The organism is Roseateles sp. P4_D2, assembly GCF_056401875.1.
Genome location: NZ_JBFUIM010000037.1, coordinates 1 through 1,254, shown reverse-complemented (window position 1 = coordinate 1,254; position 1,254 = coordinate 1). Strand labels below are relative to the sequence as shown.

Here is a 1,254-nt window from a genome sequence, read left to right as displayed (position 1 = left end):
GACCTGCCCCCAATCGCCGTACCAGTCATTGCGAGGGAGCCCTGGGGGTCAAGGGTATCGCCAGTGCGGCGGTTGAAGCTGAACCTTCCTCGACAGCCTGCTGCCGTTGAAGGCGTGCGAAGCACCTGGGTGGCATGCGGCCGATGCTCGAATGCGGCCGCACCTCGTTGTAGTCCTGTACCCAGGCCTGGATCACGACCCGGGCCTGCGCCAGCGTCTCGAACCAGTGCTCGTTGAGGCACTCGTCGCGGAACTTGCCATTGAAGCTCTCGATGTAGCCGTTCTGCGTCGGCGCGCCCGGCTCGATCAGGATGTGCTTGATGCCGTGCCGCTGGGCCCAGCCCAGGAACGCGCGGCTGGTGAATTCCGGTCCGTTGTCGGTGCGCACAGCCTGGGGGTAGCCCCGGAACCGCGCCGCCTGGTCCAGCAGCCGCGTGACGTACTCGCCGCCGATGCCGAAGTCCACCGCGATGTCCACGCACTCGTGGCTGAAGTCGTCGGCCACCGTCAGGCACTTCAGCCGCCGGCCGCTGCACAGGCTGTCAGAGACGAAGTCCATGCTCCACGTGGCATTGACATGGCTGGCCGCCACCAGCGGCGTGCGCGCCCCCACCGGGCGCTTGGCCTTGGCGCGCTTGCGCACGGCCAAGTCTGCGGCGCGGTACAGCCGGTACACGCGCTTGTGGTTGACGCCCGGGTGGGCGGTGCGCAGCAGGTCGTGCATGCGTCGGTAGCCGAAGCGGCGGCGCTGCAGCGCGATGGTCTTGATGGCTTCGCTCAAGGTCTGGTTCTCTGTGCTCACCACCGGTGGATGGCGATAGGCATCTCGGCTCAGCCCCACAAGGCGGCAGGCGCGGCGCTCGCTGAAATGGTGTTCGTCCACCATGCGACGCGCGGCGTCCCGGCGCACTTGCGGGGCTAGCGCTTTACACCCAGCACGCTCTTGAGCGCGTGCATGTCCAGGTGCGCCTCGGCCAGCAGCTTCTTGAGCTTGCCGTTCTCGGCCTCGAGCTCACGCAGCCGCACGGCCTCGCTGACCTGCAGGCCGCCGTACTTGGCCCGCCACTTGTAGAAGGTGGCCTCGCTGAAGCCTTCCTTGCGGCACAGCTCCTTGATGCCCATCCCGGCTGTGGCCTGGTTCAAGAAGCCAATGATCTGCTGCTCGCTGTACTTGCTGGTTCTCATATCCGTCATTCTCCAAAAGGACGGACTCACTCTCGTTTAGATTGGTACGGCGGGGAGGGAGCAGGTCAA

The 1,254-nt window shown here is 66.0% G+C and carries 1 protein-coding gene; it reads right to left on the bottom strand.

All coding sequences use genetic code 11. The annotated features are described in order from the left end of the window. Positions 1-25: 25 nt before the first annotated feature. Positions 26-1,185, bottom strand: a protein-coding gene (locus AC1DW0_RS29500; RefSeq protein WP_477949629.1) for an IS3 family transposase whose coding sequence is annotated in 2 segments (ribosomal slippage) — positions 26-921 and positions 921-1,185 — 1,161 coding nt in all. Because the reading frame shifts where the segments join, the coding sequence is not laid out codon by codon here. Positions 1,186-1,254: the final 69 nt, after the last annotated feature.